Source organism: Neisseria flava (genome assembly GCF_982712965.1).
In genome coordinates this window covers 1-5986 of sequence record NZ_CEXQBZ010000074.1, presented here as the reverse complement: position 1 = coordinate 5986, position 5986 = coordinate 1, and the positions used below count along the sequence as shown (strand labels likewise).

The 5986-nt window shown below is 50.4% G+C and carries 6 protein-coding genes; 1 reads left to right on the top strand and 5 read right to left on the bottom strand.

Annotation, left to right across the window (positions count from 1 at the left end):
• Positions 1-229: 229 nt before the first annotated feature.
• The 4 genes from AC5M9B_RS04195 to pnuC all read right to left on the bottom strand — a co-directional run bounded on the left by AC5M9B_RS04195 (position 230) and on the right by pnuC (position 3406).
• Complete coding sequence (locus tag AC5M9B_RS04195) at positions 230-1000, bottom strand: TIGR03915 family putative DNA repair protein (protein WP_455007445.1); 771 nt, start codon at positions 998-1000, stop codon at positions 230-232.
• A 19-nt stretch (positions 1001-1019) separates the two neighbouring features.
• Positions 1020-2270 (bottom strand): putative DNA modification/repair radical SAM protein, encoded by a 1251-nt coding sequence (locus AC5M9B_RS04190; RefSeq protein WP_455007446.1) that lies wholly within the window; start codon positions 2268-2270, stop codon positions 1020-1022.
• 124 nt (positions 2271-2394) lie between these two features.
• Positions 2395-2559: a hypothetical protein gene (locus AC5M9B_RS04185; protein WP_193617288.1), complete on the bottom strand. Its 165-nt coding sequence runs from the start codon at positions 2557-2559 to the stop codon at positions 2395-2397.
• A 133-nt stretch (positions 2560-2692) separates the two neighbouring features.
• On the bottom strand, positions 2693-3406 hold the full coding sequence (pnuC, locus tag AC5M9B_RS04180; RefSeq protein ID WP_101810542.1) for a nicotinamide riboside transporter PnuC: 714 nt from the start codon (positions 3404-3406) through the stop codon (positions 2693-2695).
• A 395-nt stretch (positions 3407-3801) separates the two neighbouring features.
• Here pnuC and AC5M9B_RS04175 point away from each other — a divergent pair, with 395 nt between their 5' ends.
• Positions 3802-4368: an NADPH-dependent FMN reductase gene (locus AC5M9B_RS04175; RefSeq protein WP_003744098.1), complete on the top strand. Its 567-nt coding sequence runs from the start codon at positions 3802-3804 to the stop codon at positions 4366-4368.
• A gap of 91 nt (positions 4369-4459) precedes the next feature.
• Here the strand turns inward: AC5M9B_RS04175 and nhaC are convergent, their stop codons facing one another.
• The gene (gene nhaC, locus AC5M9B_RS04170) at positions 4460-5848 is read right to left on the bottom strand and encodes a Na+/H+ antiporter NhaC (protein ID WP_146736772.1); all 1389 of its coding nucleotides are present in this window, start codon (positions 5846-5848) and stop codon (positions 4460-4462) included.
• Positions 5849-5986 lie beyond the last annotated feature (138 nt).

Here is a 5986-nt window from a genome sequence, read left to right as displayed (position 1 = left end):
TTCAGCACCTTAGAGAATCGTTCTCTTTGAGCTAAGGCGAGGCAACGCCGTACTGGTTTAAAGTTAATCCACTATACAACGCGACAATAAAATTATTGGGCATACACTCGATGAGTAGGAGCAGTTATTCAGGGCTGTATGGCCTCCTGCTGAGAAATGTCAGCCTCAAGATAAGTAATAAGTTTATTCGCTATAAAGCCTGTCCGAACCTGTTTTCGACAGACATTTTTTATTTTAAAACAGCAGGTTGTTTTTCAGTAAGGTATTTCCAATAGCGCTGCGGCATTTGTTGGCGGTGCAACCGGGGATTGCGTCGGGATGGGATATTGCTGCTGTTGAAATAGTCCTGCCAAAGGGCTTGGTAACTGCGTTCGTCAGGGGTGTACGATGTTTGGATGCAGTCGGCTTCAAGCCCGTTGATTACGTGCAGACCGTTCGTGTCGCTCAAGATGCCGTAAAGGCGCTGCATATCGAATATCGCCCATTGCTGTTGCGGATAACGGTTGCGGAAATGGCGTGCAATCAAGGGCAACACATCGTATTGAGGTTCGATACGCGCGAGATACAGACCATCTGCCAGCTCTTCAAAGCGCACAAACGCTTCCATCCGGTGTTTTTCATGTCCGACGGTTTTAACCCATTGCGCCCATTGCATCACATCGTAAAGACCGTAATCGCAGAGCACGTCTTTGCGCCTCGGGCGGGCAAGCATCAGGTTGACAATGCGCAGAAAAGTGTCGGGCATCTCAGGTAGGGCGATTAAAAAACCATACAGCAGTTTGACCATACCGCTGCGCCCGATTTGTTGTTCGAGCCGTTTGAAAACGCGCTGGGCGCGTTCGGGGGAGGAAATAACGGTTTCGCTGCGGCTGAATAAATCCGTATCCTGCGCATCATGGGTAATATGCACGTCTTCAGGAGCGTATTTGCAGGCGTAAACATGAAACACGGTGCTCAACAGGCCGTCGAAGCTGCCGTCGTAGTGCAAAGTGATTTGCATAATGTTGACCTTTTCGTTATCAGCCGAACAAATCGCTTTGCACGGCATCGCTTTGGCTGAATTTGGAGCGTGTGTTTTGTAACAGCAGGCCGCGTAGTTGCGGGCTGTCGATTAGGTCGGCGTAGCGGTTGGGTTCGGGCAGGGTGATGAAATAGCGTGCGCGGTTTAATGCCACGCCCATTTTGCGCAGGTGTGCCATGGTAATCATGCGGAAGCGGCGGACCTGCACGATTTTGCGGGCGGACTTCACGCCGATACCGGGCACGCGCAAAATCATTTCAAGCGGCGCGTGTTGCAGCGGCACGGGAAACCATTCGCGGTGGCGCAGCGCCCAAGCGAGCTTGGGGTCGAAATCCAAGTCGAGGAAAGGTTGCTGTTCGTCTAAGATTTCATGATCGGAAAAGCCGTAAAAACGCATCAGCCAATCTGCCTGATAGAGCCGGTTTTCGCGCCGCAACGGCACTTGCGTCGATAAAGGCGGCAGGCGTTTGTCTTCCAATACCGGTACATAGCCCGAGTAATACACGCGTTTGAGACCGTAATGGCGGTAAAACCCGCCAGCGGCGCGGATGATTTGGCGGTCGGTTTCGCCTGCCGCGCCGATAATGAACTGCGTGCTTTGTCCGGCAGGGGCGAACTTGGGCGTGGATTTGATGGTTTTGCGGCCGTCGGCAAAGGCGACGATTTCGTTGCGGACAAACGCCATCGGTTGCGTCATGTCGCTGTGGTTTTTTTCGGGTGCAAGCAGCTTGAGGCCGGAAATGGTGGGGATTTCCATGTTGACGCTGAGGCGGTCGGCATACAGCCCGGCTTCGTGCAGGATTTCGGTAGACGCTTTGGGAATGGTTTTGAGGTGGATGTAGCCGTTAAATCGATGTTCTTCGCGCAGTTTTTTGGCAATCCGCACCAAGCGCTCCATGGTGTAATCGGCGTTTTTGAAGATGCCGGAACTCAAAAACAGCCCTTCGATATAGTTGCGGCGGTAAAAGCTCATGGTCAAATCCACCACTTCATCGACCGTAAACGCTGCGCGCGGAATGTCGTTGCTGCGGCGGGAAGTGCAATAAGCGCAGTCGTAGATGCAATGGTTGGTCAGCAGGATTTTCAGCAGCGATACGCAGCGGCCGTCTTCGGTGAAACTGTGGCAGATGCCCGCACGCGAAGAATTGCCCAAGCCCTGCCCGTCGTTGCCGCTCGACGAGCAGGAAACATCATATTTGGCGGCATCGGCTAAAATTTCGAGTTTGCGGCTGATTTTTTGATAATCCATAGCTTATCTGTTATTAGAGAAAGTTAAGTTTTTTTATTATAGTTGTAAGATTTTATTTAGTCAGCTAAATTTTTTCTTAGTATGTGATGAATGATTCAGGAAGGCATGATGCCTGTCTAAGCATTTATGAAGGTTTGTAACGCGACAGAATGCTGCGTTTTGGATTGAAAGCAAAATGCAAGATATTCGGGTTAAGCAGGAGTATGATGAAAAACGCGCCGATAAACAGTGTCGCCACAATGGTTTTAGAAAGGAAGTTGGGATTGTCGGCGTGGTATCCATGAGCCATATTGTCTGAGTCAATATCGGAAGCGTTAATATCAACATATTGAAATATTTTAGGCATGCAGATTGGCATGGATATGCAAAAGGTCGTCTGAAACCCGATACCGGATTTTCAGACGACCTTTGCAATTTGATACTTATTGTTCTGAGTACCGTTTTACCAGCTTCGTCCAGTTGATATAGCCGTAAACCGAATTGCACAAATACATGACGTACATCAGCAAAAGCGGCAGGCTCGTTTCTCCATTTTTGAACCATGCCGCTGCCCACAGCGAAATCGTCAGGATATTGACCACAATCCACAATGCCCATTGCTCGCGGTAGCGCAGAATCATCAAAACCTGAGCCACAATCGACACGACGACCGTTACGCCGTCGAGGGTCGGCAACGCGCTGCCTAAGTGGTGCAGCCATTCGATGTAGACCGACGTTCCGACGACAGATGCGGCAACCACCAGCAGCCACTGTCTGACCGTCAACGCCTTCGCCTTCACTTCCTCGGTTTCCGCCGTTTCGCCCAAAGCCATATGTTTGCGCCACATAGCGAAACCGACAAACTGGACAGGCACATACACCAATAAATTCAGCATCATCTCGCCGTAGAGCTTAAACGTATAAGAAACATAAGCATACAGCGATACGGAAATCAGCCCGAACAAATAATTGCTGATTTTGCCCTTACCGACAAAAACGACGCACAAAATGCCCGTTACCGCCGCAATGCTCGCCAGCCATGAGTCGGGATTGAAGACGAACACGACCGCCTGTATTCCCAAAAACATCAGCAGCCACACCGCTTCGAAATGCGTCCAACCGCCGAACAATTCGCGTTTCCACCAGTCTAATGACATGATTTTTCCCTCTTTTTTCTTTATTGATGCTCGATGTGGGATGCCTCTCAAACCCAAAAATCCATCCCATATTGCATATGTTTTACATTATGCGTAAGTTTCAATTTACACGCAATAAAACAATTACTAAAGTTACATATCTAATTAAAACTGTTGCCCAAGGAATACAGTGAATCCGAAAAAAACAAGGCTTTCCATCTGTCGATATGCCTTCAAGCAACTGAATTTTCATCAAAATTCCCATAACAACCGCAAAGAAACGAAATCTCAGCGTGTACGACCTGCCCGTAGATAAAGCCGCCTTAACGCGATGCCCTAATCTTGACCGTTATCCGCGCCCATTTTAAAATGAATTTACGAATCGTTTTTATTTTCACACAATCAGGAGAAAATTCATGGCAAAAAAAGTCAGCATTTTAGTAGGCAGCCTGCGTAAAGGCTCGTTCGCACGCAAAGTGGCGCAAAACGTCATCCCCATGTTCCCCGAAGGCTACGAAGCCCAAATCGTCGAAATCGGCGGCTTGCCGCTCTACAATTTCGACTATGACGACCCCGCCGAAACCGACTTCCCCACGCCCGAAAGCTACACAGCCTTCCGCGAAACCATCAAAGCCTCCGACGGCGTATTGTTCGTTACCTCCGAAAACAACCGCACTGTCCCCGCCTGCCTGAAAAACGCGGTAGACATCGGCTCCAAACCCAACGCCGACGTCGCATGGAAAAACACGCCCGCAGGCATTATCAGCCATTCCGTCGGCAAAATGGGCGGTTACAGCTCGCAAAAAAATCTGCGCCTTGCCTTGTCCTACTTCAATATGCCGCTGACCGGACAGCCCGAAGTCTTCCTCGGCAACTCCCCCACCCTGTTTGACGATAACGGCAAACTCATCGAATCGGCACGCAGCTTCGTCCAAGGCTACATCGACCAACTCGTCGCCCTGATCGAGAAAAATCCTAAATAAGCCGTCATTTATTCCGTCAAAGCATTTCCATAAAAAAGGTCGTCTGAAAACCTATGCTGAAGGTTTTTAGACGACCTTTGTATCCCCTGCTTTACGCAGTTTCTTTCTTGCTCAACGTCAGACCCGTCCAGCCGAACAGCAGCGTCAAAATCAGGCTCAGATAGCAGAAGAAGGCATAAGGCAGGTATTCCCAAACGGGTACGCCAAGTGCGTGGCTGATAAATACGCCGCAGACGCTCCACGGAACGAGAGGGTTGATGACGGTACCCGCATCCTCAAGCGTGCGCGAAAGGTTGCGCGAATGCAGACCTAGCTTGTCGTACACAGGTTTGAAGGTTTCGCCGGAAAGCAAAATACTCAAATATTGTTCGCCGATAAGGAAATTGACGCCAACCGACGTAGCGGCAACGCTGAAGGTGGCGCGTCCGGCGGTGGTCAGGAACGCGCGGATGGCGTCCAGCAGCGACGGAATCACGCCGAGCGTGAACAGCAAACCGCCCAAACTCATGCCGAGAATCACGATGGTTTGCGTGAAGAACATGCTTTCCAAACCGCCGCGCGAAATGAGTTTGGCGATGTCTTGGAACGCTTCACCTTCCAGCTTGTAGCCGCCGTAAAACCATGCACCGAGCTGGTTCAAGTCGGGCGTACTGTGGAAATAGGTAACGCCAAGCGCGGCGATGATAGTGAAGAGCATGGCGACGACGGCGTTGACGCGCAACAGCGCCAACACGACCAACAGCGCAAACGGAATCAGCGAATAGCCGTGTACCAAGCCCGTCGCTTCAAGCTGGCTGCGGAAGGATTCGACGCTGTTCATATCGTGTGCGGCAACATTGGGCAAGAGCCACAGCATCAATGCTGCGCTGATAAGCCACGCAGGAATGGTGGTGTACATCATGTTTTTGATGTGTTCGAACAAATCAATGCCGACGATGGAGGCAGAAATGCCCGTAGTATCGGAAAGGGGGGACATTTTGTCGCCAAAGAACGCGCCGGAAACAATCGCGCCCGCCGTCATTGCCAAATCGGCATGAAACGCCGCCGCCATGCCCATAAAGGCAACGCCGACGGTGGCGCAAGTGGTCAAACTACTGCCGATGGATACGCCGATAATGGAACACAGCGCGAAAGCAGAAAAATAGAAATAAGTAGGAGAAATCAGCCCGAAACCGTAATACATCAGCGTCGGAATTGCGCCGCTCATCATCAGCGCGCTGACCATCAGTCCGATGAAGAAAAACAGGTAAATCGCACCCATGCCCTGCCCCACCGCGCCGACCATGCCTTTTTGCATGTCGTTGTATTTCAACCCGCGTGCAAGACCGTAGAGGATGAGGACGGTAATGGCGGCAATGATGGACATATGGGGCAGCCAGCCCAACGAAATGATGGTGTAACCCATCGCCCCGATTAACGCCACGACGACGGCAAGAGCTTCTCCGCGCGGCATGTCGAGCAGTGATTTGAATGTAAACATATTGCTTTGCCTGTTTTGTGTGTATTTAACGAAGTTTAGCACACAGGGTCGTCTGAAAAACCGCTTTTCAGACGACCCCGTGATTTTTTATGAATGTAGCAACGGATTTTTATTAAAACAATATAATATTAAAATATA